The sequence below is a fragment of the uncultured Nostoc sp. genome, assembly GCF_964247315.1.
Taxonomy (GTDB): Bacteria; Cyanobacteriota; Cyanobacteriia; order Cyanobacteriales; family Nostocaceae; genus Nostoc.
Genome location: NZ_CAXTTT010000005.1, coordinates 52,176 through 71,526, shown reverse-complemented (window position 1 = coordinate 71,526; position 19,351 = coordinate 52,176). Strand labels below are relative to the sequence as shown.

At 37.8% G+C, this 19,351-nt stretch carries 26 protein-coding genes; 17 read left to right on the top strand and 9 right to left on the bottom strand.

Going from position 1 to position 19,351, the window contains the following annotated elements:
• The first annotated feature begins 9 nt into the window (after nt 1-9).
• The 3 genes from ACFE93_RS03045 (at nt 10) to ACFE93_RS03035 (ending at nt 1,189) form a co-directional block, all read left to right on the top strand.
• On the top strand, nt 10-384 hold the full coding sequence (locus ACFE93_RS03045; RefSeq protein ID WP_375471964.1) for an iron-sulfur cluster assembly accessory protein: 375 nt from the start codon (nt 10-12) through the stop codon (nt 382-384).
• Nucleotides 385-615: 231 nt separating this feature from the next.
• Nucleotides 616-915, top strand: a complete 300-nt coding sequence (locus ACFE93_RS03040; protein WP_292861538.1) for a 2Fe-2S iron-sulfur cluster-binding protein — start codon at nt 616-618, stop codon at nt 913-915.
• A gap of 130 nt (nt 916-1,045) precedes the next feature.
• On the top strand, nt 1,046-1,189 hold the full coding sequence (locus tag ACFE93_RS03035; RefSeq protein WP_375472003.1) for a FeoA domain-containing protein: 144 nt from the start codon (nt 1,046-1,048) through the stop codon (nt 1,187-1,189).
• A gap of 310 nt (nt 1,190-1,499) precedes the next feature.
• Here ACFE93_RS03035 and ACFE93_RS03030 read toward each other — a convergent pair whose 3' ends face one another.
• Nucleotides 1,500-1,709: a molybdopterin-binding protein gene (locus tag ACFE93_RS03030; protein ID WP_375471963.1), complete on the bottom strand. Its 210-nt coding sequence runs from the start codon at nt 1,707-1,709 to the stop codon at nt 1,500-1,502.
• Between the two features lie 316 nt (nt 1,710-2,025).
• On the opposite strand from ACFE93_RS03030, the gene ACFE93_RS03025 reads away from it, so the two are divergent.
• The 5 genes from ACFE93_RS03025 to ACFE93_RS03005 all read left to right on the top strand — a co-directional run bounded on the left by ACFE93_RS03025 (nt 2,026) and on the right by ACFE93_RS03005 (nt 6,553).
• Nucleotides 2,026-2,907: an AAA family ATPase gene (locus ACFE93_RS03025; RefSeq protein ID WP_375471962.1), complete on the top strand. Its 882-nt coding sequence runs from the start codon at nt 2,026-2,028 to the stop codon at nt 2,905-2,907.
• 36 nt (nt 2,908-2,943) lie between these two features.
• Entirely contained in the window at nt 2,944-4,083 is a 1,140-nt protein-coding gene (locus tag ACFE93_RS03020) for a homocitrate synthase (RefSeq protein WP_375471961.1), read from the top strand.
• Nucleotides 4,084-4,422: 339 nt separating this feature from the next.
• The gene (locus ACFE93_RS03015) at nt 4,423-4,911 is read left to right on the top strand and encodes an ankyrin repeat domain-containing protein (protein WP_375471960.1); all 489 of its coding nucleotides are present in this window, start codon (nt 4,423-4,425) and stop codon (nt 4,909-4,911) included.
• Complete coding sequence (locus ACFE93_RS03010; RefSeq protein WP_375471959.1) at nt 4,874-6,160, top strand: nitroreductase family protein; 1,287 nt, start codon at nt 4,874-4,876, stop codon at nt 6,158-6,160. Before ACFE93_RS03015 ends, ACFE93_RS03010 begins: the two co-directional genes overlap by 38 nt.
• An 18-nt stretch (nt 6,161-6,178) precedes the next feature.
• Nucleotides 6,179-6,553, top strand: coding sequence for a hypothetical protein (locus ACFE93_RS03005; RefSeq protein WP_375471958.1), 375 nt, complete (start codon nt 6,179-6,181; stop codon nt 6,551-6,553).
• Nucleotides 6,554-6,579: 26 nt separating this feature from the next.
• Here ACFE93_RS03005 and ACFE93_RS03000 read toward each other — a convergent pair whose 3' ends face one another.
• The 4 genes from ACFE93_RS03000 to ACFE93_RS02985 all read right to left on the bottom strand — a co-directional run bounded on the left by ACFE93_RS03000 (nt 6,580) and on the right by ACFE93_RS02985 (nt 8,033).
• Complete coding sequence (locus ACFE93_RS03000) at nt 6,580-7,053, bottom strand: hydrogenase maturation protease (RefSeq protein ID WP_375471957.1); 474 nt, start codon at nt 7,051-7,053, stop codon at nt 6,580-6,582.
• Nucleotides 7,054-7,071: 18 nt separating this feature from the next.
• Nucleotides 7,072-7,413 (bottom strand): XisI protein, encoded by a 342-nt coding sequence (locus ACFE93_RS02995; protein WP_375471956.1) that lies wholly within the window; start codon nt 7,411-7,413, stop codon nt 7,072-7,074.
• Nucleotides 7,401-7,535 (bottom strand): element excision factor XisH family protein, encoded by a 135-nt coding sequence (locus tag ACFE93_RS02990; protein ID WP_375471955.1) that lies wholly within the window; start codon nt 7,533-7,535, stop codon nt 7,401-7,403. Before ACFE93_RS02990 ends, ACFE93_RS02995 begins: the two co-directional genes overlap by 13 nt.
• 75 nt (nt 7,536-7,610) lie before the next feature.
• Nucleotides 7,611-8,033 (bottom strand): hypothetical protein, encoded by a 423-nt coding sequence (locus tag ACFE93_RS02985; RefSeq protein WP_375471954.1) that lies wholly within the window; start codon nt 8,031-8,033, stop codon nt 7,611-7,613.
• Nucleotides 8,034-8,317: 284 nt separating this feature from the next.
• Between ACFE93_RS02985 and ACFE93_RS02980 the strand changes: the two genes are divergently transcribed.
• The 4 genes from ACFE93_RS02980 (at nt 8,318) to ACFE93_RS02965 (ending at nt 9,979) form a co-directional block, all read left to right on the top strand.
• Nucleotides 8,318-8,989, top strand: a complete 672-nt coding sequence (locus ACFE93_RS02980; RefSeq protein WP_375471953.1) for a DUF1294 domain-containing protein — start codon at nt 8,318-8,320, stop codon at nt 8,987-8,989.
• 114 nt (nt 8,990-9,103) lie between these two features.
• Entirely contained in the window at nt 9,104-9,298 is a 195-nt protein-coding gene (locus tag ACFE93_RS02975; RefSeq protein ID WP_375471952.1) for a type II toxin-antitoxin system HicB family antitoxin, read from the top strand.
• An 18-nt stretch (nt 9,299-9,316) separates the two neighbouring features.
• Nucleotides 9,317-9,517, top strand: coding sequence for a type II toxin-antitoxin system HicA family toxin (locus ACFE93_RS02970; protein ID WP_375471951.1), 201 nt, complete (start codon nt 9,317-9,319; stop codon nt 9,515-9,517).
• Between the two features lie 9 nt (nt 9,518-9,526).
• Nucleotides 9,527-9,979 (top strand): hypothetical protein, encoded by a 453-nt coding sequence (locus ACFE93_RS02965; protein WP_375471950.1) that lies wholly within the window; start codon nt 9,527-9,529, stop codon nt 9,977-9,979.
• Nucleotides 9,980-10,071: 92 nt separating this feature from the next.
• Here the strand turns inward: ACFE93_RS02965 and ACFE93_RS02960 are convergent, their stop codons facing one another.
• The 4 genes from ACFE93_RS02960 to ACFE93_RS02945 all read right to left on the bottom strand — a co-directional run bounded on the left by ACFE93_RS02960 (nt 10,072) and on the right by ACFE93_RS02945 (nt 14,491).
• Nucleotides 10,072-11,667: a nickel-dependent hydrogenase large subunit gene (locus tag ACFE93_RS02960; RefSeq protein ID WP_375471949.1), complete on the bottom strand. Its 1,596-nt coding sequence runs from the start codon at nt 11,665-11,667 to the stop codon at nt 10,072-10,074.
• Nucleotides 11,668-11,775: 108 nt separating this feature from the next.
• Nucleotides 11,776-12,738 (bottom strand): hydrogenase, encoded by a 963-nt coding sequence (locus ACFE93_RS02955; protein ID WP_375471948.1) that lies wholly within the window; start codon nt 12,736-12,738, stop codon nt 11,776-11,778.
• 755 nt (nt 12,739-13,493) lie between these two features.
• The gene (locus tag ACFE93_RS02950; protein ID WP_375471947.1) at nt 13,494-13,679 is read right to left on the bottom strand and encodes a hypothetical protein; all 186 of its coding nucleotides are present in this window, start codon (nt 13,677-13,679) and stop codon (nt 13,494-13,496) included.
• Nucleotides 13,680-13,699: 20 nt separating this feature from the next.
• Nucleotides 13,700-14,491 (bottom strand): Rpn family recombination-promoting nuclease/putative transposase, encoded by a 792-nt coding sequence (locus tag ACFE93_RS02945; protein ID WP_375471946.1) that lies wholly within the window; start codon nt 14,489-14,491, stop codon nt 13,700-13,702.
• A gap of 443 nt (nt 14,492-14,934) precedes the next feature.
• Between ACFE93_RS02945 and ACFE93_RS02940 the strand changes: the two genes are divergently transcribed.
• The 5 genes from ACFE93_RS02940 (at nt 14,935) to ACFE93_RS02920 (ending at nt 19,349) form a co-directional block, all read left to right on the top strand.
• Nucleotides 14,935-15,909, top strand: a complete 975-nt coding sequence (locus ACFE93_RS02940; protein WP_375472002.1) for a hypothetical protein — start codon at nt 14,935-14,937, stop codon at nt 15,907-15,909.
• A gap of 96 nt (nt 15,910-16,005) precedes the next feature.
• A complete protein-coding gene (locus ACFE93_RS02935) occupies nt 16,006-16,272 on the top strand; it encodes a hypothetical protein (RefSeq protein WP_375471945.1) in 267 nt (88 codons plus the stop codon).
• Nucleotides 16,273-16,280: 8 nt separating this feature from the next.
• Entirely contained in the window at nt 16,281-16,505 is a 225-nt protein-coding gene (locus tag ACFE93_RS02930) for a hypothetical protein (protein WP_375471944.1), read from the top strand.
• A gap of 154 nt (nt 16,506-16,659) precedes the next feature.
• Nucleotides 16,660-17,505, top strand: a complete 846-nt coding sequence (locus tag ACFE93_RS02925; protein WP_375471943.1) for a NifU family protein — start codon at nt 16,660-16,662, stop codon at nt 17,503-17,505.
• Nucleotides 17,506-18,134: 629 nt separating this feature from the next.
• Nucleotides 18,135-19,349, top strand: a complete 1,215-nt coding sequence (locus tag ACFE93_RS02920) for a hypothetical protein (RefSeq protein ID WP_375471942.1) — start codon at nt 18,135-18,137, stop codon at nt 19,347-19,349.
• Nucleotides 19,350-19,351 lie beyond the last annotated feature (2 nt).

Sequence of the window (19,351 nt, the reverse complement as noted above, 5' to 3'; positions counted from 1 at the left end):
GGAGACCTGATGACCGTTACTTTATCAGAAAAAGCAGAATTTCATCTGCAGGCATTGCTTGGAGGTTCCGCACCCAACGCTAATGGCGCAACTAAAGGTATTCGCATCTCAGTAAAAGATGGTGGTTGCAGTGGCCATGAATATGCAATGGATATTACCAGCAAGCCCCAACCAGATGATTTGGTAAGCCAGCAAGGCAAAGTGCTGGTTTACGTTGATGCCAAAAGTGCGTCGTTATTAGAAGGAATTGTGGTTGACTTCGTTGAGGGAGTGATGGAAAGCGGTTTTAAGTTCACCAACCCCAATGCAACTGATAAATGCGGTGGTTGTGGAAAGTCCCTCAAAGCAGGCGACAGTAAGGCTACTGGTGTACCTTGCAAGTAACATCATTCTGTTAGCGCCAAGTCAATTGTAGAGGCTTCCCATAGATGCACTCCGCACAGTTTTTCATAGATGCTTGAGGTGGCTTCTAGTTCGCGTTGCATCCCTTACTCCTATAGAGAAGCCGACTAAGCGTAGCATCTCCGTAAGTAGAAGGGAAGCAAAAAGTAGGATAGGTTGCTCAAAAACTTCGGATATTACACCAACTGTATAACGTTTGAGGAGAATCAGAAAATGGCTTCCTACCAAGTTAGATTAATCAACAAAAAAGAAGACATCGACACCACAATTGAAATTGACGAAGAGACCACCATTTTAGAAGCAGCAGAAGAAAATGGTATTGAGTTGCCCTTTTCATGTCATGCAGGCTCTTGCTCTAGCTGTGTTGGTAAAGTTGTCGAAGGTGAAGTTAATCAAGACGATCAAAACTTTTTAGATGACGATCAAGTTTCTAAAGGATACGCTCTACTTTGTGTAACTTATCCTCGTTCTAATTGCACAATTAAAACACATCAAGAAGCATATCTAGTCTAAATTATTACTTTGGTTGTTGCCTTTTGCAACCAAATAAAAGATGAAGGATGAAGGATGAAAATATACTTCCTTCTTCCTTTCACAATTCCTAATTTATAATTAAAATGTTTACCCGCTTTAGTGTTAATGGCTGTTCATTATAATTATTGAGAACGGCAGAGGAGGAATCGTAACTTCCTGTAAAACTCAGGATAAAACAATATTGAAAAAATGTTTATCAATAGGAATAGTAATAGGAACTCACATCACTTTAAAACAACACTTTCTTTTTTAATTATCAATATTGAGAACATAGATTTTGTACTAAATTTAGAAATTGTTCGAGCCTTTTGTGTTTGCATTATTAATAATTCCATTAATTAACCTTTATGTATAGCCTTACTTAATTATTTCTCAAAAATCAGATACCCGACTTTTTAAATAAGTCGGGTATCTGTAATTTTCAATTATTAAAAATCCACAATTTAATATGATTACTGTAATTACGCTTGACTACGCTTTTGCAATCTTTTAGTCACTAAATTATATAAATGCAATTTGATAAGAAAAATAGAGTGGCTTGTAAAAGAAGCCAACTCTATTTTTTAATCAACAGCAACTATTACATCTGATGATTTAATCACAGCATAAGCCTGCTTACCTTCTGCAAGTGATAGCTTTTCTGCTGATGATTTTGTGATGATTGACACTAGCTCTACTCCTGGCCCTAGTTCTAAAGTTATCTCAGTATTAACTGAACCATGTATAACTTTTTTGATAGTACCCTTAAGAGAATTACGAGCGCTAATTTCCATGTTTTTAATTCGCTAAATTGAACTATTTATACTTTAGTAAGTTAGCAAGTTTTAAAATCAAAACTTGCTTTTTTTAAGATATCTTAATAATTTTGAAATAATTCTCATTTACTTAACAGTAGTATCTCTACTTGACAAGCATTACACAAATGGGTGGGGTGGTCATTTGCTACAAAAAGTAAGATAAAAATTAAAAAAAACTAACTATTGATGGATATTATCATCAATTTAATATAGCTATTTATTTATGTATAAACACTGAGGTATCAAAAAAATTATGTATTTATAATATCTAGACTAAAAAGAGGTTCATATTGTGCAGGATCGACTTAATACAACAAGACAAAATCTATTTTTTGAACACTTAAGTCCAGGTATAGGCGTAGGATTTCCTGTTCCTAAAGACTGGTTGCCAATAACAAGTTTTCCTTTACTAATCATAGTAGGTATGGCTGGCGTGGGAAAAAGCACAATCACAAAAGCATTGGTTAAAGAAGGCTTGGATTTCACACTTTTACCTAATCGTCGTATTTTAACCGAACGCGTAATAATTGCGCCAATGTTAAAAATGCAAGAGAAACTTATGCAACCCCATTGCCGGATTAAACGCCTGACTTATACTCGCCTTTATCGAGAATACTTCCCTGGTGGAATGGGTCATATTTTAGCTTCGCTACACATCAATCCGCAACAAGTCACCTCTATGTTAGTTTTCGATAGTTTGCGTGGTGAAAATGAAGTTCGCTATGCAGCTAAGGTTTTAAAAAATGCTAAATTTGTAATGTTAACTGCACCAAATACAGTGCGTTTAGAAAGACTTTTGAAACGTCATGATTCTTTTGATCGGATTGCTAATCAAGAGTTAGACGATCTGATGCAAATTATCCCAGAAGTATTGACTAATTTTGCTAGTTTGGGCGTACCAGAGGCTTCTGCTTATTTTACTCCTGAAGAACAACAAGAAATCTTAGAACTTGTAAAAAAACGAGTTGTTACATGTGTAGAATTGCGGGACAAACTAAAAATATTTGTCGAAGAAAGTCAGAACTATGATTCGGTTCCGACGAAACAGATTTTAGAGGCGATGGATACGAGCGATCGCTCTCTTATAATTGATACTATAGCCAGTCCTCAAGAATCAGCTAAAGCAATTATTTGTCAATTATGCAAATATAATGATATTAAAACTAATAAGTAAGCATAATTGGTAACAATTAGCACAAAGGAACTGTTAATGTCGCTATCTAAATTTGCAATTGTAGAAAGCACTCTCCGTGAAGGCGAACAATTTGTCAAAGCCAATTTTTCTTCAGATGATAAAGTCGAAATTGCTGAAGCTCTTGCTGCATTTGGAGTGGAATATATAGAGTTAACATCACCAATTGCTTCACCTCAGTCTAGAGGAGACTGCGAAAGATTGGCTCGGTTAGGCTTGCCATCCAAAATATTAACTCACATTCGCTGTCACTTAGAAGATGCTAAAGTTGCCTTAGCGACAGGCGTCGCTGGGATTAATTTAACTATCGGCAGTTCTTCTTTAATGCGTCAGTTCAGTCATGGTAAAAATATTAATCAAATTATTGATTTAGCATCTGAAGTTTTAACTTTTATTCATCAGCAAGCTCCCGATATTGAGTTACGATTTTCGGCTGAGGATTCGTCACGCACTTCCATAGAAGATTTAATTACAATTTACTTGGCAATTGATAAATTAGGATTTGTCAAACGCATAGGAATTGCTGATACAGTAGGAATTATTACGCCGATGCAAGTATTTGAATTAGTGAAGACTTTGCGCCAGTTCACCAATTTAGATATTGAGTTTCACGGTCATAATGATACAGAATGTGCAAATGCTAACAGTTATACAGCACTGGAAGCGGGAGCAACTCATATTGACACTTGTGTTCTGGGAATTGGTGAACGCAATGGTATTACCTCACTAGCTGGATTCATCGCTAGATTATATGCTACAAATCCAGAGCAGGTTAAATCTAAATATAATTTAGATCGACTTGGTTATTTGCATGAATTAGTTGCCAGAAAAGTAGGAATTTCTATTCCTTTTAATCACTGTGTTTTTGGGGAAAGTGCTTTTAATCATAAAGCTGGGATTCATACTAAAGCTATGCTCAATAACTCTGAGACTTATGAAGCTATTAATCCCCGAAGTTTTGGTGTAACGCGCTCAATTTTAATCAATCATAAATTGGCTGGAAAACAGGCGGTTAATCACCGAGCTAATGAATTAGGACTTTCATTTAATTTATCTCAGCTTAAAGATATTACCCATAGATTGAAAACTTTAGCTGATAAACAAAGACTTACTATCGAAGATGTAGACAATATTTTATATTCTTATCATTGCCAGTAAATTTAAAAATCTACACACTTACTGCTTAAATTTCCAACTTTTTGAAGAAATCGAGGATTTAAATCCACCTTTATGACACATCTGCCATTAATCTATTTTATCAAACTAAACTGTAAAAATGACTGCTTTTCTATTGTTTTTCAAGCTTTTTTAAGAAAAATATCAGGCGATATTTATAAATGATTAATAATTTAAACTTATAAAACTGATAGCATATATGTAAGTTTAAATAATTTAGATAATATTTTTTAAATAATGGTGGGTATTGCTCACCATTCTGTTTGCCAAGCAAATTTATAATAGTAAATTAGCAGAAATAAAGTTAACTAAGGAATACTGATGAATCGAACCAACAGTCAAAATTTGAGTGAAGCAACAACCCAATGGCTAATAGCAAAAGGCTATAATCCTAGCAATTTAAATCAGTCAGGTGAAAATGGCGACACAGCTTTGATGAAAGCGACAAGAGAGGGAGTTTATACAGTCGTTAAAGAACTAATTGATGCTGGTGCGGATATCAATGCTCGAAATAGCGATCGCAACAATGCTTTATGGTTTGCTTGTTTTGGTAATCACTACGATTTAATTAATTTACTTTTGGCTGCCGACATTAATATTGATAACCAAAATGATAATGGTGCAACTGTTTTAATGTACGCAGCATCAGCTGGAAAGACAGAAGTCGTAAAGTTACTTTTACAACATCAGCCTAATTTATATTTAAAAAACTTAGACGATTATAAAGCGATAGATTTTGCTAGCAACGTAGAAGTCTTAAGGATAATTAAAAATGCCATCAAGTCAGATATCGGGGAAAGCCTATTATGACGCTACCAAGCATTCTTATTTATCGGTACAACTTGACCCAAATTATGTAGATGCTTCAACACAGCCATCTTCATTTAAAGTTTATCCCAAGTTTTATCGGAGAGTGAAATTAAATCTCAATAATCCTGTTCATGCTTTTATCTCATTAACTAGTGCAATAACACTGGAAAAAGTATATAAAGATGGCCCATTAAAACTGCGAGTGAATCCATCAGCAGGCGCTTTGTATCCTACAGAAGTTTACGTACAGGTTCGCGGGATTGAGGGAATAGTAGATGGTATATACCATCTAGAAGTTGAGAATAATTGTCTAACTCTCATCTATGAATTAATTGATGATGGGTTAGAGAGTTATATTATACCAGGTAAAAGTATCAACGGATTCATCTTTTTAATTAGTTGTGTTTATTATAGGTCTAGCTGGAAATATCAAAACAGAAGCATAAGATATTGCTTCTTAGATAGCGGACACCATTTAGGCGCGATCGCAGCTTCAGCTTATCTCCACAAAAAAGATATACAATTAGTTTTTGACTTTGATAAACTTGCGCTCAATTCAGATTTGGGTTTTGAGAATAAGGAGTTTATTACTGGTTGTGCAGTGTCAGGAGAAATACAAGACAACAAAATCAGACACTTAAGGCTAAAAGTTCCTTTTGTCTGTGGTACTGATTATTTTGAATCCAATCAATTTATTGAAGATGCCTATCAAGCAACTGCTCTACAAAAGAGTTGCCAGCAAAAATTAGAGTATCCTCAGTTTGATTTTGATCGGGATAAATTTTACCAAACTGTTTGGGATAGACGTTCTATTAGACGTTTCCGGAAAGAGGCTATTTCTCAAGAAGATTATTTATATGTAGTGCAACAACTTCAGCAGCCAATACCGACAGAAAATTATGAGGAAATAGAAATTTACTCAGTGGTGCATCGAGTAGAGGGAATGACACCTGGGTTATATAGAGGTACACATCTGGTTAAAACTGGTAATTTTAGTGAAAAGACAGGTTACTTATGTATTAATCAGGCTATTGCTAGAGATGGCGCTGTAACTTTATTTTTTGTGTCAGATTATTTAAATTATCAAACTGCTATGCAAATAGCTGGTTTTCTTGGACAAAGACTTTATTTAACTAGTAATTATTTGGCAATTCATTGTAGTGGAATTGGTGCGTATTATGATGACGAAACCCAAGAATTATTAGAAACAAATAAAGATGTACTTTATGGAATGGTGATTGGAATATAAGCAGGAAGCTAAAGAGAGATGGCTAGAAAGATGTATTACTTAAATGGTGATGACTCACATCCTATACAACCGACATCTGCGGATATTATACTGCGGCAACAACTAGAGGATTCTATTAGCAGATACTTTTATGAAGCTTGCGATCGCACAATTCAAAATCTTCTATCTAATTGTCGGTGGTATGTCACAACTCATGCCAATGCTCTGACATTGGTAATTGAATGTCCCGATCAAGTTACTAATTGGCGTGTTTTACAACAAATTGTGCCAATGGGGACATTGCTATATGGAATTGTTAACAGTGCTAAAATCCGTGTTTGTCCGCCAGAAAGTCAAGTAGTACCTTTTGAAATGAGGGTAGATGAACTTTCTGTTTATCGAGATTGGGCGTAATTCGATTTTTGATTTTGGATTGTTAATTAAAAGTTAATATTCTGGCTGATAAGTGCAGCTACCTCTTCAAAAACCAAATCAGCAGAATGTTTGACAACAGGACTTAACTCTAGTCCCAAACCAAGATTTGCCGCTTCAATTAAATAAACTGTCACATCTTCGGGAAAATCATTTTGAAAGATTTTCCGTCCAGCGGCTAAAGCATTATCCCAACGAAAATCGTGCAAGTTATAACTAGGTTCTGGCAAAGCTTCCAGTTCTTTTCCTGGAACTTTAAACACAGCACCAGGTTCAGAACCAGTTGAACTTGCATCAATAATTACTAATTGTTTACTACCTCTAGCTTGAAACATTACTTCCATCCCTGCGGTGCCACAGTCATATACTCGCACATGAGGATGAGGATTTTCAGCTAGATATTTTTGTAAGCGTTGGGCAATGATTACACCTACTGCATCGTCATTGCGATTGAGATTGCCGCAACCGATAATAGTGAGCATAGGATGAGATTTAATTGTTTAAGCAGTTGCAAATTCAGTTAAAGCGCGATCGCTTGGAGGATGAAAAGCTAACACAATATCACTTTGGGGAACCCCTGCGTTTAATAATTCGGTGGCAATCCCTTCTTCAGTCCAATCTTCTTCGATCCAAATTTTGTTATTTTTAATCCGAATATGTACAGTAATACCTTTAATTCGGCGATTTTTTTGCCAGCCAATCTGAAACCATAGATATTGATCGCGTTCATTATCGAGTGCTAAAAGGCTCTCTACATCCTCATCAGGTGAGCTATTGCAGAGGCGGTCATATTCTATGAGAATATTTTTAATGATGTTTCTGTAATTAGTTAGTTTATCCATTGAACTATAACCTCAGTTTCGACATCTACAACCATTAATAATAGTTGATTCTGTTGAACTACTAATGTAATTGCTTTTAGCTGGAAAAAATTTTCATAAGTGCTTTGCTTTATTGCTAACAATCAATCGTGACTGAAACAGAGGCTCTGACTAATAATATAGACAAAGCCTCTGACAAATAATTTATCAGCAGGAAACTAGAACTCTACACCATGTTTCTTGGCAATTTCAGTAAGTTTATCATACTGATCTTGTGATACTTTAGTTAATATCTCTTCAGCCTGTTCTTTAGTACTTCCCTCTTTAGGAATTAAGTACTTAATATAAAGAGACACAAAATCTGCTGCGATCGCTAAACCAGATAAAGCGTGTTTGTCAGCTTCCTTACCTGCGATCGCAGCTACCAAACCGGCTTTAATTGGGTCTGGTTTAACTTTCATGAACTGCTCGACAAGTTTAGGAACGTAGTCTTCTGGTGGCAAATTATCTAACTTACTTCTATCAGGAGTAAAGTTACATTCTGCGGCTTTTGCCTGCTCTAAAACACACCATTCTATATATTCTTGCAATGCTGCATCAGGAACGCGAGGCAGATAATTATGTAGCGCTAAATCAGACACAAGCTTACCTTGTAAATTTCTGTTTTGTTGAAGTGATTAAGGCAAGCCTAACGCACTGTTTCTATAAATTTTAGTGTTTTACGCTACGAGTTTTAAATATAAGGCATTGGGAATATAGTATTGGGCATAGGTTATTTCTCCCTTATTTCACCCACTCTCCACTCCCCGGTTAAAATAGTTGGTGGCGCGATGTCTCCGACGGGCTACGCCTACGCATTTTTGGTGTTGTCTATTTGTGTAGACAAAGGCACACTAGAAGACAGGTATAAATATATAATTTGTTTATGAAACCTGCTTTACACAAAGGGCAACTAATCAAATGGAAGGACGATCGCGGGTTTGGTTTCATACAACCGCATGATGGTAGTCAAGAAGTCTTTTTACACATTACGGCATTGAAAAACGTTAACCGTCGTCCCCAAGTTGGTGATTTTATTTGTTATCAACTAATAGCTAGTAAAGATGGCAAAGTACGCGCTTGTAATGCTTCTATCGAAGAAGTTATATCAAAAGTCTCATCTTCTACTGCATCAAAGAAGTCTATATCCAGAAATGTAGACAAATCTTCATCATTAGTATTAAAGACATTACTTCTATCTTTGCTACCTGGGTTAGGTTCAATCCATCTTGCATTAACAACTGGCAACTCAATTCCGTTAATTCTTTATCCTGTCATGAGTTTCATTACCTTTAGGCTATATGCCGATGATAAATCTCGTGCACAACAAGGACGATGGAGAAGGCAAGAAAATACTTTGCATCTGTGCGAATTTATGGGTGGTTGGTTAGGTGCATTTGTTGCTCAACAGAGGCTACGTCACAAAAGCAGTAAAGTTTCTTATCAAGTTGTATTTTGGGTAATAGCAATTCTTCACATTGTATTTTGGTTGGATTGGCTATTTTTTGGTAAAGCGTTGATAAATCTGTTTTTTACTATTGCTTCTAGGGGTAAGTAAGTTTACTTTGATTGTCATAGTGGTACAAAGGCGATGTCTACGACGGGCTACGCCTACGCTCAGGTAAATGACTAATCTAGTAAGCTGTAAGTGAGCGTTATCGATGATTGTGATATGAAAACTTTTACTGCGATCGTTGAAAGAGATATTGATACTAAGTTCTATGTCGGCTATGTTCCTGGCTTTCCTGGAGCGCATTCTCAAGGCGAAACCCTAAATGAGTTGCAGGAAAATTTACGTGAAGTAATTGAAATGCTTCTAGAGGATGAGAATTTGGTGTTTGAGACGGAGTTTGTGGGTACACAATAGATTGTGGTTCAGTAGAACATGAGTAATGTTCCTGTTTTAAAACCCCAAGAAGTTGTAAGAATATTGGAGAGCCTTGGATTTGTGGAGATACGTCAGAAAGGCTCACACAAACAGTTTCGACACGAAGATGGACGAGGGATCGTACAATATGTATCAATGAAGCGTAAATCTGAACCACATAGTCAAGATAATGTTGAGAAGGCTAAGAAACAGATTTAGGTACGAATTATGACTAATACACCGGATACAGAAGAACATTGGGCTACTAAATCAGAAAACTTAGAAGATAACAACTTACTATGGAAACAGTACAACGTTTACACCGATTTATTTAAGTTTTATGTCAATGTTACATGGCAAGTAATTACATGGTTTTATGCAATTACAGGAGCAATTCTTGTCTACTATTTTGATCATATAAAAAATAATTCTTCTCTTAGGTATGCTCTTGTTCTGCCTGCTATTTTAAGCTTTGGATTCTATCAAATTTTTTCTTTTGGTGGCCGTCAGAATCAAGACTTAATTCGTTGGCTCAACTACATACGTGTACAACTCAGCCTACCAGGGCGACCACACGTTGAGGTTCTTAATCAATTCTTAGACTTAAGTAGCAAACTATTTTTAATTGTTGCAATTGGTCTTGGAGTTATGTTTGTGTTGAGCTTCTTTATACGACTGTGAGACGATGGCTCAACCTTAAGGCAAAAAATTCACAAGATAAAATGGCTAATTGTGATTCAATTAGCCATTTTTTACTTAGTAATTAACATTCTTTAAGCAGTCCGAAAACGCGCCAACTCTTCACCAGTCTTAGCATCGTGAGCGTGGACTGTACACACCAAACATGAATCAAACGATCGCGCCACATGACCAACTTCCACCGGATCGCTAGAATCGTAAATGGGTGTGCCAATTAAAGCTTCTTCAATGGGGCCGCGGATTCCTTCACCGTCACGAGGGCCAATATTCCAAGTACCTGGGGCAATTACCTGGTAATTCTTAATTTTACCGCCCTCTACTTCTACCCAGTGACTCAAGGAACCGCGTGCTGCTTCCGTTGCACCCCAACCCTTGCCATCTTTTTCTTTGGGTTTGATATACCAAGGGTCGTTTAATTTGAACTCGCGTAAACAGTGTTCTGCTTGGCGATATAACTTGACAATTTCGTGAAGTCGTGCAAGCTGACGGACATGAATACTAGCACCACCCATCCGTTTGAAGACATCGAGGATAAAGCCGTCGTAGTGCTGCCAAGATTCGCCATGTTTGCCACCAGCTACTAATTGACGCGCTAAGGGGCCAGTTTCTAAACGTCCAAAGTCTTTGTGCAGGACTGCACTCGACCAAGAGTAGGCGTTATCGAAGTCTTTTGTATTAATTGCAGTGGGTTTAGTGCTGCGATCGCTTGGGTGAATGTCTGCTGTCCCTTCATCGTACCAAGAGTGAGTTGTATTTTCGCGGGTAAATGACTGATCCATTAAGGTGTGAGTGTGTGTGAAACTGTCGTACACTCCACTTTTCATGATCATCGCCGCATTTCGTCCTTCAATAGTCGGCTTTTGGTATTTATCTTCATGGGCTAAATATCCCCAAGTAACATATTTACCAACACCAGCGCCATATCTATCTAAACCGATGTCTAAACCCATCCGCCAATAAAAACCTAAATCGGAATCTCGATGATTTCGGTTTTCATCTAACCAGTCTCTGAAATCGTCATAAGTCTGGATTTGTTCGTAGCGTTCTAATGAACAACCTAACCACACTGGTTCTAACCAATTGGTGCGGAAATATTCCAGAATCGCCCAAGCGCGGGTAATGTCTGTTAAAGTGGGGGCACACATCACGCCACCGGGAACCATGTAGCTGGAATGAGGCCATTGTCCGCCTAATAGTGCATAAATTTCTACAGGTTTGGCGGAAATTGTTATGCCTAATTCGTAAGATTTGCCTGTGAAAGCAGCAAAGCGTTTAACAGCTTCCTCATAATAGCGACTATTGCGGTATTTTTTATTGGTTAAATCAATAGCAAACAGTCCATAAAAATAGCGGGGGATGCTTTGAATTGTCTCGACAATTTGTCCTAAATTTCTCGCCAAAATTGCATTGCGGGGAACTTCTGTTTCCCAAGCTGTATCTAATGCCCAAGATGCACAGGTTAGGTGAGAACCGCCGCAAATACCGCAAATGCGAGGTGTAACAATTAATCCGGCTTGGGGGTCTTTACCGCGTAGAATAACTTCAAATCCGCGAAATAATTCGGCGTGTGTCCAGGCGTTGACTACTCTTCCATTTTCAATGTCAACTCGGACATCTAAATCACCTTCAACTCTACCGACGGGTGATATATCTAATGATTGAATTGTCATTTGTCATTTGTCCTTAGTCATTAGTCATTGGTCATTGGTGTTTGGTCATTGGTCATTGGTCATTGGTCATTGGTTCTTTACAAATGACAAAGGACGACTGACTAATGACTAAACTGTAAAAAAGTCTTCTTCTGCCCAAGGTGGTGCGGCGTCTTTGGCGACCATTGTGAGTAAGGCGTATTCTTTTTTGTTCACCCCTGGCGGTAATTCTTTGGGAACTCCCATTACTGTTTGAGTTTTGAATACAGTTCCTGGTTTCAGGTCAAAGAAGGGAAATTCTGGTTCTGTGCAACCTAAACAAGGCATTCCGGCACGAGTTTTGGAAGAGACGCGGTTCCATAAGATGCGGTTACAGGAGGAATGAGTCATGGGGCCGCGACAACCCAAGTCATAAAATAGGCAGCCTTTGCGCTGACCAAATTCGGCGGTTGAGGCTTTGTAGGCAAAGTGGACGTTGCGGGTACAACCTGTTTGGGTATAGGTGTTGAAGAAAGTTTGGGGACGATTTAGTTCATCGAAAGCAATGTCTGCTATGCGTCCAGTAGCGATCGCAACTAATATCTGCGTAATCCAGTCGGGATGGGCGGGACATCCAGGTATATTAATTACAGGTAATCCGGCTTGTGATAGAAAGTCTTTACCTAAAAAGCCGCCTTCTTGACGCTTGAGAAATTGCAAACCTTCCGACTCGCTGGGGTTGGGTGACATGGCGGGAATTCCCCCCCATGTAGCACAGTCTCCCACAGCGACGATAAAATGAGCAACTTTCGCCAGGTCTGCTAACCAGTTTTTCATGGCGCGATCGGCAAACCGATTCCATTCGCCAGTGCCATTGGGGGCGTTAACAACACTGCCTTCAAATACCAAGATATCTAGGGGAATTGCGCCAGAAATGCAATCTTGCAGCAGTGTTTTCAAGTTCTCGCCTAGTTCCATTCCCAAAGATGGATGCCAAAGTACCTTGATGCCAAAGTCGGCAATTAAATCGCAGACTGTCGGTTCTTCAGCGTTGAGAAATGACATGGTGTTGCCCGAACAAGCACCACCTTGTAGCCATAGTACGTTAGTCATCGGCTATGTGTTTTTCTATTGTTTCCCATGCATGATGTAGGTGATAATGCTTGTAAAGTCTCACCTGTTTATCAATATTTATTTTTCAATACTAAGATATTTTTTTATTGAATTCTATTTCATTAAAAAAGAATTAATCATTAACAATAGCTAAAGTTTTTACGAGATTGTTTTAAATTATTATGTTTGTTATATTTGTAACAGATTTAACAAATAAAAAACAGTAAAAACAGAATTATTATTTTTTAGTTACTGACGTTAAATAATCTCGTCTACTGAATTCATTACTGTTAAAACTCTGTAATAATTACTGCTAGTTGTTAATTTCTACGAAAGTATGAGTATTTTAAGCAGTCATATTTTAATGTGATAACCAAGTAAAATTCAGCAAAATATTGGGGTGCAAGACTTTGCACTCCGTCAGCTATATATCAGTTGTTTTAAGATTTTGGTTGTGCAGCTTGCCTAACAAGCTGTTCGTCCAAACCTAACGCTTGAGCTATCTGCTCAATACTGAAACCAAACGCTAATAAGTGGGGTATCGTTTCTAACTTAGCTTCTTGTTTAGCTTCTTCAAAAACTTCTTGCTTACCTTCTTTTTTACCTTCTTCAAAAACATCTTAGAAAAATCTAGTTTGCCTCAAGTCATTTAATTCAAACATTTTTCCGATCTCCTTCTGGCTCAATTGCAGCAACTTGTAGATTAATATCGTCTCTATTAAACGCACTGTTAAGCCTTCGCGCACCCTATTGTTTTAGGATTTTGGTTGTACAGCTTGCCTAACAACTTGTTCGTCCAAACCTAACGCTTGAGCTATCTGCTCAATACTCAACCCCAGCGCTAATAACTGGGGTATCGTTTCTAACTTACCTTCTTGTCTACCTTCTGCAAAAACATCTTGGTAAAATCTAGTTTGCTTTAACTCATTTGATCCAAACATTTTCCCGATCTCCTCCTGTTTTAGGATTTCGGTTGTGCAGCTTGCCTAACAACTTGTTCGTCCAAACCTAACGCTTGAGCTATCTGCTGAATACTTAAACCCAACCCTAATAACTGGGGTATGGCTTCTAACTTAGCTTCTTGTCTACCTTCTTGTCTACCTTCTGCAAAAACATCTTGGTAAAATCTAGTTTGCTTTAACTCATTTGCTCCAAACATTTTTCCAATCTCCTCCTGGCTCAATCGCGGCAACTTGTAGATTAATATCGTCTCTATCAATTGTATAATTTCCCTAATAGTAGCGACATCTAAAATTTGCTGTCGGGCACTGTTGACTATTTCGATAGCTCTTGTTGTCGCAGTTGATTCGGGTTCAATGATGAGTTTAACTGTCTCTATGCCGATTGATGATGCCTCAATTGAGCTTAATTCGTCAAGATAGACGCAAGTCACACGTTGTGAGTTGAGTAATTCTGTATATCTTTCGGTATCTCCAGTATCAACGCTGCGGTTGGGGAAAATGACAACACCACGCCAATTGTTGGTTAATTCGGTTTTGTCAAGATAGTTAAAGATTTCAGTAAATAAACGTGAGTAGAACTTTTTGTCTGGTTGAAATTGCACTTCGACAAAATAAATGGGCAGTTCTGCTGCATTTGGGAGAAAAACGCCATCGATTCTAAACGCCAGTTGTTTGACTTCGACTGAAGAAAATTGGTAAACACTAGCTAGTTGGGGCGGTTGGTTAATCAACTCAAAGAAAGTAGTGGGGATACTCTGAAAAATCCGATAGAAGATACTGTCTGTTTTCAAGGGAGCTTGTTTTACAGTTGATGAACATATTTTACACTTCGACGATCCCGTGGCAAGTATTTAAAATACACTAAATATTATGTATGTCAATAATTCAATAAAAAATATTTAAATTGTATAAGATGATGATACAAAAAGTATTTAAAAAATATTAGGTGTTTAAAGCTGACATTAATATTAGCAATTCCCCCCTAGAATTTTAGAAATAGGGTGTTTTATAGTATTTTATTGAGCATGACATAGGACATTGGCTATATGGGATTAAGTTTCTTCCCTAGTTCCTAGTCTTTAATCCTAGTCTCAGACAAAAAAGGGGAATTCCGCCTAAAGGACTCGAAGCCTGCGTAAATCAGTATGGCCCGTGATGAAATGCGATCGCGTGTTTCGATCGTTCATGGGTGTTGACAGACTCAATTCCCAATTGGCTAGAGTACGGCAGAGTTATGACCCCCAGCATTACAGATTCGGCGGTGAAAGCTGCGTTAGCAGCTGTTGCATCGGAGTCAGCCTCAGCAGAGGAAAAAATCCAAATGCTGATTGAGATCGCACAGGGTTTTCAAAAAAAGCCCAAAGCTGCCCAAGACTTGCGGAATGCAGTTGGCTTATATTACCGGGCCTATGAAATGTGTGGTGAGGAATATCCCCTGCTAAAAGCCAGGGCGCAAGTGGGGATGGCAGGGACGTTACAGGCAATACCGGATGCTGATTACCAACTGTTGATGCAAGCGAAAGTCGGTTATGAAGAAGCGTTACCGATTTTACAGCAATTGGCTGCGCCAGAGGAAGTAGCAGAGACGCAGATGAATTTTGGGCTGGTGTTGCAGTCACTTGTGCCATTTAATTTGGCGCGGATAACTGACAGTATTCAGGCTTATCATGAGGCTTTGCGGGTGTTTACTTGGGAAGATTATCCCCAGGAATACGCGATTTTATATAACAATATTGCGATCGCTTACCTTTCTATGCCCCTAGCATCAGAACGGGAATACTTGCGTCAAGGTTTAGCTGTGCAATCATTTGAGGTAGCACTAAAGCATATTAATTTGATTGACCATCCTAGAGAATATGCGATGTTGCAAAACAACTTAGGTAACGCTTTGCAATATTTAGTGAGTTCCCATCCTGTGGAGAATAATTTAAGAGCGATCGCAGCTTATGACGAAGCGCTAAAAGTTCGTAATCTCAAAGATACACCTCTAGAGTACGCTAACACAATTTCAAACAAAGCTAACGCCTTATTCAACTTACCCGACGACTCAGAAAAACCAGAATTTGGAAATCCTAAAAATATCTCAAAAGCACGTATTTACTATCAACAAGCTTTTGAAATATTTACCCAAAACCAACAAATAGGACAAGCAGAGATAGTAGCTCAAGCCCTACAAGATATTGAAGCAGAAATAGGGAGTAGGAAATAGGGCATTGGGCCTTGGGAATTGGCTATTCTCCTTGTTTTCTTATCTCCTTCATCTCCTTTATACCCCCACTTCCCTACTTATCAGGAAAAAAACAGCATGAGAGATATTTTAACAAACCCTTCTCTGAGAGATTTTATCACAAGTTTAGCAGATGGTGACTTAAACATAGTAACAGGATTAGTGTGGATAGTCATAGCAACAGTCTTGTCTATGGTTGGCGGTGCTATTGGTGGAATGCTGTTAGCTGGAAAAGATATCGGCTATCAGTTTTCAGCAATGCTTGGTGCATTATTTGCCCCTGCTGGTGTAATTCCTGCTATTGTTTTAGGGCTTGTAATCCTAAATTTATTGACAAACTATTAGGAGTAAATATGTTAGAAATTGGCTGGTTTTCTGCCAAGTTATTTTTCAAAGGAAAATTACTGCGCGATCCAATGTATTTTGTTCAGCGAACTGCTATTGCTACCGCTGTAGGTTCGTTACTACTAGTGTTATTTGCACAAATCGACATTCCCTTCTACTTACCAATAACATTATCTAGCTTAGTCACAGGAATGATTATGCCATTTCTACTCAAAGATTTCAAAATGAAATAATTTGTCATTGGTAATTTATAAATAACCAATGCCCCTAAAGAGTGCTGAGTGGGAAATCTCACTTGTTTACTCAGGACTGAGAATGGGCTAAACGCCCTGCTACCGCTAACGGAACTCTGAACTATTTTGCCCAATGACAAATGACAAATGACAAATGACAAACCTTGAAGAATTAGTTCAAGAAATTAACCGCTTTGAGGCAATTATATCCGAGTGGGATGAAAGCCAACGGTGTGTAGCAGTGGGTTTAAAAAGGGCAATTGAAGCTTTGCATAAAGCTGCATTGACTAGTTTGATTAAAAGCCTAAAACAAGAATCAATGCCAGCTTTGCGTCATGCTGTTGCAGATGAAGTAGTGTATGCAGTGCTACTGTATCACGAACTAGTTAAACCACCAAAACCACCATTAGCACAGCGCATTCAGACAGCCCTTGAAGAAGTTCGCCCAGGTTTAAAAAGCCATAATGGTGATGTAGAATTAGTGGCAATAAAGTCACCAGATACAGTAGAAGTAAGATTAATCGGAACTTGCAGCAGTTGTCCAACTTCTACTTTGACTTTATCTCAAGGAGTAGAACAAGCAATCAAAAATCATTGTCCTGAAATTACCAAAGTATTTGCAGTCAATAACAACCCTACTGTTAACAATGCTAATTCTGGTTTAATCAGTCCCTTTTCTGCCCAAATAACTAGTACTTGGATCAAAGTAGCAACTATTGATGAAGTTCCTGAATTTAGTGTATTGGCAGTACAAATTGCTGGTAATTCACTAATTTTAAATCGTCAAGGTATTACGGTAAAATGTTATCGTAATGCTTGCACTCATCTAGGATCTCCTTTAGAAAAGGGTAAAATTGAAAATGGTATTCTTACCTGTCCTTCCCACGGATTCCAGTACAACTTAGAGACAGGTGAATGCTTAACTGCACCTGATATTTCGCTTCAGTCGTATCCAGTCAAAATTAAAGACGATAAGGTTTTTGTGAAACTGCAAAAATGATGATGCAAAGGTAACATTTCAGCAAATATACTTGGCGATTAGTCAATCACGGCTACTTTGCTTTTTCATTTCAGTAGTTCGCGCATTCATTTTAGTGTTTTATGCAAGCAAAATGCTTGAATGCTTTTTCAATATCTCTAAAATTATTTTCATTTGTGTAGTTTAGGTAATGATTTTAGGGTTTTGAGAAAGCAAAATGACATATTACTTTCTCAAAATGGCATTTGACTTATTCAAATCCCAGTTTGCTTACTCATTTTGGTGTTTTCCGCAAGCAAAAGGTCATTTGACTTATTCAAACCCCAGTTTGCTTACTCATTTTGGTGTTTTCCGCAAGCAAAAGGTCATTTGACTTACTCATTTTAGTGTTTTCCGCAAGCAAAATGAGCTTTTACTTTCTTAAACCTCAGTTTGCTTTCTCATTTCAGTATATCGCGCACTCATGCCAAAAATTCACTATGTAGCAAAAATTACTAAAATTAGCTAGATTTTTTCAAAATTGATTAATACGGAAGTTGATTAAAGGTTTTAACTTAATTTGAAAAAAGCATAATGCCAAACTGTTACTGTTGTTACACGCTAATCAACATTAATGTTTTTAAATAATTATCAGCGTCTATTTGCGGTTCATGGATATCCCAATCAAAATTAATCCAATATCACAATTACCGCTAGAAGCAACAGAAATTTCTCAAGATTTGCCTCTATCACCTCAAGGTGCAGAGGTAATTTTAGGCAACATTATTGAACCAGAACAATTAGTCATACCTGTAGCACCTAGTCCCATAACAATGTTTGGGCCTCGTGGTGCTTGTTTGCTATCAAAAACTGGCCCTTTATGGGTATCAGATACAGGACATCATCGATTATTAGGATGGAAAAAATTACCCACAAGAGATAGTCAACCTGCTGATTGGGTAATTGGACAACCTGATTTTTATCATGAAGGACAAAATGCTAAAAGTACACCGGGAAGCGCAACCTTAAGTGTACCAACTGGAATTTGTGCTTGTGGTGAAGGGTTAGCTGTTACAGATGCTTGGAATCATCGAGTTTTAATTTGGAAAAACTTACCACAAGATAACAATGTTCCAGCAGATTTGGTGTTAGGACAAGCTAATTTTATTAATAATGAACCAAATCGAGGAAGTCAACAAGCATCTGCTAATACAATGCATTGGCCTTATGGTGTTTTTTATCATCAAGGACGGCTATTTATTGCTGATACAGGTAATCGCAGGGTATTAATTTGGCATCAATTACCAACAGAAAATGGTCAACCTGCTGATTTAGTTTTGGGACAACCAGATATGATATCTCGCAATGAAAACGGCGGTACTTCTCCAACCGCAGCGAGTATGCGTTGGTGTCACGATATTACCTTTTGGGGAGAAGATTTGGTTATCAGCGATGCAGGTAATCACCGGGTGATGATTTGGCAGGGAATACCAACAGAAAATAATGCCCCTTGTGCAGTAGTTTTAGGACAAAAAAGTTTTGATTTTGTGGAAATGAATCAAGGAGTTTATTATCCTAGTGCTAGTAGTTTGAGTATGCCCTATGGTGTCGGAGTAGCTGGAGATTGGTTAGTAGTTGCAGATACTGCTAATTCTCGGTTGTTAGGATGGAGAAAACCAGAATCAATTTTCTCACTGCAAGGTGTAATGGCAGATGGGTTGGCAGGACAAATAAATTTTCAAAGTAAAGGTGAAAATCGTAATTTCAGACTATCTAAACGAGATAGCTTAAATTGGTGTTACGGAATAAAAATTTGTGGTAATACGGCGGTAATCGCTGATTCTGGAAATAACCGAATATTGCTGTGGCAGTTTAATAATTTGTAATT

Coding starts and splice junctions, on each gene's coding strand:
- ACFE93_RS02920 (WP_375471942.1), top strand. CDS start 18,135: ATGGATATCCCAATCAAAATTAATCCAATATCACAATTACCGCTAGAA.
- ACFE93_RS03000 (WP_375471957.1), bottom strand. CDS start 7,053: ATGCTCACTATTATCGGTTGCGGCAATCTCAATCGCAATGACGATGCA.
- ACFE93_RS02995 (WP_375471956.1), bottom strand. CDS start 7,413: ATGGATAAACTAACTAATTACAGAAACATCATTAAAAATATTCTCATA.
- ACFE93_RS02935 (WP_375471945.1), top strand. CDS start 16,006: ATGAGAGATATTTTAACAAACCCTTCTCTGAGAGATTTTATCACAAGT.
- ACFE93_RS02960 (WP_375471949.1), bottom strand. CDS start 11,667: ATGACAATTCAATCATTAGATATATCACCCGTCGGTAGAGTTGAAGGT.
- ACFE93_RS03045 (WP_375471964.1), top strand. CDS start 10: ATGACCGTTACTTTATCAGAAAAAGCAGAATTTCATCTGCAGGCATTG.
- ACFE93_RS03020 (WP_375471961.1), top strand. CDS start 2,944: ATGTCGCTATCTAAATTTGCAATTGTAGAAAGCACTCTCCGTGAAGGC.
- ACFE93_RS02980 (WP_375471953.1), top strand. CDS start 8,318: ATGAAACCTGCTTTACACAAAGGGCAACTAATCAAATGGAAGGACGAT.
- ACFE93_RS03040 (WP_292861538.1), top strand. CDS start 616: ATGGCTTCCTACCAAGTTAGATTAATCAACAAAAAAGAAGACATCGAC.
- ACFE93_RS02975 (WP_375471952.1), top strand. CDS start 9,104: ATGAAAACTTTTACTGCGATCGTTGAAAGAGATATTGATACTAAGTTC.
- ACFE93_RS03005 (WP_375471958.1), top strand. CDS start 6,179: ATGGCTAGAAAGATGTATTACTTAAATGGTGATGACTCACATCCTATA.
- ACFE93_RS02955 (WP_375471948.1), bottom strand. CDS start 12,738: ATGACTAACGTACTATGGCTACAAGGTGGTGCTTGTTCGGGCAACACC.
- ACFE93_RS03010 (WP_375471959.1), top strand. CDS start 4,874: ATGCCATCAAGTCAGATATCGGGGAAAGCCTATTATGACGCTACCAAG.
- ACFE93_RS02970 (WP_375471951.1), top strand. CDS start 9,317: ATGAGTAATGTTCCTGTTTTAAAACCCCAAGAAGTTGTAAGAATATTG.
- ACFE93_RS03015 (WP_375471960.1), top strand. CDS start 4,423: ATGAATCGAACCAACAGTCAAAATTTGAGTGAAGCAACAACCCAATGG.
- ACFE93_RS02965 (WP_375471950.1), top strand. CDS start 9,527: ATGACTAATACACCGGATACAGAAGAACATTGGGCTACTAAATCAGAA.
- ACFE93_RS02930 (WP_375471944.1), top strand. CDS start 16,281: ATGTTAGAAATTGGCTGGTTTTCTGCCAAGTTATTTTTCAAAGGAAAA.
- ACFE93_RS03030 (WP_375471963.1), bottom strand. CDS start 1,709: ATGGAAATTAGCGCTCGTAATTCTCTTAAGGGTACTATCAAAAAAGTT.
- ACFE93_RS02950 (WP_375471947.1), bottom strand. CDS start 13,679: ATGTTTGGATCAAATGAGTTAAAGCAAACTAGATTTTACCAAGATGTT.
- ACFE93_RS02925 (WP_375471943.1), top strand. CDS start 16,660: ATGACAAACCTTGAAGAATTAGTTCAAGAAATTAACCGCTTTGAGGCA.
- ACFE93_RS02940 (WP_375472002.1), top strand. CDS start 14,935: ATGACCCCCAGCATTACAGATTCGGCGGTGAAAGCTGCGTTAGCAGCT.